The 2,539-nt window shown below is 70.1% G+C and carries 3 protein-coding genes; 1 reads left to right on the forward strand and 2 read right to left on the reverse strand.

Annotated features, from left to right (window positions below):
- Nucleotides 1-774 (forward strand): HNH endonuclease (locus PHC73_RS13825; RefSeq protein ID WP_300129416.1); only part of this gene is annotated, 774 nt, incomplete at its 5' end.
- 30 nt (nucleotides 775-804) lie between these two features.
- On the opposite strand, the gene PHC73_RS13830 is transcribed toward PHC73_RS13825, so the two are convergent.
- Together PHC73_RS13830 and PHC73_RS14060 are read right to left on the reverse strand one after the other, a co-directional pair.
- Nucleotides 805-2,298, reverse strand: a complete 1,494-nt coding sequence (locus tag PHC73_RS13830; RefSeq protein ID WP_300129418.1) for an AMP-binding protein — start codon at nucleotides 2,296-2,298, stop codon at nucleotides 805-807.
- A 75-nt stretch (nucleotides 2,299-2,373) separates the two neighbouring features.
- On the reverse strand, nucleotides 2,374-2,539 hold a 166-nt coding region (locus PHC73_RS14060; protein WP_366949895.1), incomplete at its 5' end, for an acyl-CoA dehydrogenase family protein.

Here is a 2,539-nt window from a genome sequence, read left to right on the forward strand (position 1 = left end):
CAACCGGCTGGCGGCGCATCCGGCATGAGCGGCCTCTCGCCCATCATCCTGGCCAAGCTCGCCAATGACGCCGGTTTCGTCGTCGAACTGGGCGAGGCGGGCGGCTGGCTGGCGTTCGCCATGCCCGGCCGCGATCTCAAGTTGTGGTTGCGCGCGCAGGACGCGACGCTGATCGCCGCGCTGTCGCGCCGCGACGTGCTGGCGGAGTTGCCCATCGGCGCGCCGTGGAGCGGGTCGCTTCCCGGTGGCGCGGCCGGTGCACGGCAGGTGGCCTCGCCCAACGACCTGCTGACGCTGCTGCACCGGGCGCGGGTACTGGAGCGCACGCTGCCCGACGCGCTGCTCACCCAATATCAGCAGACCACGGATCACATCGATGTCACCGAGGCCGAGGCGCTGGTGCGCCAGCGGCGCGGGCAAGTGCTATTCCGCCAGGGGTTGCTCGACTACTGGGGCGGGCGCTGCGCGATCAGCGGACTGGACGTGCCGGAGCTTTTGCGCGCCAGCCACGCCAAGCCATGGAAGGACGCGAGCGACGCCGAGCGGCTCGATGTGCACAACGGCCTGCTGCTGGCCGCGCATCTGGATGCCGCCTACGACCAGGGGCTGATCACGGTGCATCCGGACGGCCGGGTCGAACCCTCGCGGCGCCTGCCGCCGGCAGCGCTCGCCGTGCTGGGCCTGACCACGCCGCGGCGCGTACCCGGACTCACGGCCGCCCATGCACCGTTTTTGGCCTGGCACACGGCGCAGGTGTTCGTCCGCGGCGGCTGAAAAAGGGTCGGGACAGCCCTGTTCCAACGGTCAGCCGCCGGTGATCTCCTCGCGCAGCACGCGCTTGAGGACTTTGCCGGACGGATTGCGCGGCAGGCTGGCGCGCACCAGGAAGCGATCCGGCACCTTGAAGGCGGCCAGGCGCGCGCGGCAATGCGCGCGCAGCGCGTCCTCGTCGAGGCGGGCGCCCTCGCGCAGCACCACCAGCGCCAGCGGCCGCTCGCCCCAGCGCGCGTCGGGCACGCCGATGACGGCGCATTCGGCGACCTCGGGCAGCTCGTGGATGACGCGCTCGATTTCCGACGAGGCGATGTTCTCGCCGCCGGAGATGATCATGTCCTTGCGCCGGTCGGTCAGATACAGAAAGCCGTCCTGGTCGACGTAACCCACGTCACCGGTGCGGAAAAAGCCGTCCGCGAAAAAGCTCTCGGCGTTTTTCTGCCGCGCGTTCCAGTAGCCGGCGGTGACCTTGGGGCCGCGCAGGCACACCTCGCCGCTGGTGCCGGGCGGCAGGTCGGCGCCCAGCTCGTCCCGGATGCGCAGCTCGACATGCGCGGTCGGCCGCCCGGTCGAGCCGATCTTGGTGAGCTCGAAGCCGGCTTCCATCAGCGTGTCGCCGCCGCAGGTTTCGGTCAGTCCGTAGCCGTCGATGTAGCGCGCCTGGGTGAAATAGTCGGAGAACGCGCGGATGCGTGATTCGGGCGTCTTCTCGCCGCCGCCGACGCACCAGCGCAGGCTCGAGACGTCATAGCGCTCGCGCCCTTCGAAGGCGAGCACGCGCCCGGTCATCACCGGCGCCATCCAGGTGCAGTCGAGCCGCTCGGCGGCGATCGCGGCCAGCGTGGCCTCGGGGTCGAACTCGCGATGCACGCACAGTAGCCCGCCGTGCCACAGGACGTTCAGGCCCGGCAGGTCCATGCCGCCGACGTGGTAGAGCGGTCCGACCACGTTGCAGCGGCTGTGTGGCGACAGACCGAGCGCTAGGGCGTGGTCCATGTTCTTCCAGTAGAAGTTGCCGTAGCTGTGCGTGACGCCCTTGGGGTGGGCGGTGGTGCCCGAGGTGTACATCAGGCGCATCAGGTCCTGCGGACCGCGCGGCACCGGCGGCGGCGGGCTACCGCGGCCGAGCACGCGCGGGTCGCGCTGCGCGGCCTCGTCGAATACCAACACCGCGTCGGTGCCGCCGGCGCTGGCGGCGAGTTCCTCGTCCACGCACAGCAGCTTGGCGCCCGAGTCGGCGACGATGTAGGCCACTTCCTCGCGCGACAGGCGGTAATTGATGGGCAGGAACACCGCGCCCAGATACGAGGCGGCAAAGGCGATGTCGAGGTATGCCGCGCTGTTTTTCATCAGCAGCGCCACCACGTCGCCGGCGCCGATGCCGCGCGCCGCGAACAGCGCCGCGAGCGCCCGCAGGCGCGCGGCGAGATCGGCGTAGGTGATGCGCTCGCCCGCGTAGAGCACCGCCTCGCGCTGCGGGCTGACGCGGGCGTGGTAGTCGATGAAGGCGCTCAGGTTGACCATGTGTCTGCCCCGGTTGGAATCGGCAGTTGCCCTTTGCCCCAACACGCAGCGGGACACGCTCCCGTTGCGTGGAAATCAATAGCCGCGCGGCAGCCCAAGGTCATGCGTGGCAATGAAGTTCAGCACCATCTCCTCGGCCACCGGCGCGAACTTGAACAGCCGCGCGTCACGCCACAACCGCTCGAGGTGCGACTCGCGCGCGTAGCCCATGCCGCCGAGCGTCTGCATGGCGTGCTCGATG

The sequence above is a fragment of the Immundisolibacter sp. genome, assembly GCF_028696615.1.
GTDB lineage: Bacteria > Pseudomonadota > Gammaproteobacteria > Immundisolibacterales > Immundisolibacteraceae > Immundisolibacter.

What these genes read in the sequence shown, in the direction of transcription:
- PHC73_RS13830 (WP_300129418.1), bottom strand. Translation starts at nt 2,298, where the DNA reads ATGGTCAACCTGAGCGCCTTCATCGACTACCACGCCCGCGTCAGCCCG.